The sequence below is a fragment of the Polaromonas sp. P1_G2 genome, assembly GCF_056405515.1.
This window is the reverse complement of record NZ_JBFUBY010000988.1, coordinates 1-488: the sequence shown is the minus strand read 5'-3', so window position 1 is coordinate 488 and position 488 is coordinate 1. Positions and strand designations below refer to the sequence as shown.

Here is a 488-nt window from a genome sequence, read left to right as displayed (position 1 = left end):
CTATCAGGACGATGCGTCGTCCGTGACGCAGGAATGGCAGCAATTCTTCAAGGCGCTTGAAGACAGTCCCTCCGATATTTCCAAGGCGGCCAAGGGCGCCTCCTGGCAGAAGAAGAATTGGCCGGTGCCGATGAACGGCGAACTGGTCAGTGCGCTCGACGGTGACTGGCCCTCGGTTGAAAAGGCGGTCACCAAGAAGCTCGAAACCAAGGCGGCACTTGCGCCGGCTGCGGCGGGCCAGCCCGTCAGTCCGCAGGAGATCGAGCGCGCGGCACGCGATTCGGTGCGCGCCATCATGATGATCCGTGCCTATCGCATGCGCGGCCACCTGCATGCCAAGCTCGACCCGCTCGGCATCGCTGCCCCGGTCGAGGACTATCATGAACTGTCGCCCTCCAATTACGGCTTCGGCCCGGAGGACATGGACCGCAAGATCTTCATCGACAATGTGCTCGGCCTTGAATATGCGACCGTGCGCCAGATGATCG

At 62.1% G+C, this 488-nt stretch carries 1 pseudogene; it reads left to right on the top strand.

Going from position 1 to position 488, the window contains the following annotated elements:
• Positions 1–488 (top strand): annotated as a pseudogene (locus AC1D0P_RS28690) (hypothetical protein); the annotation flags it as partial.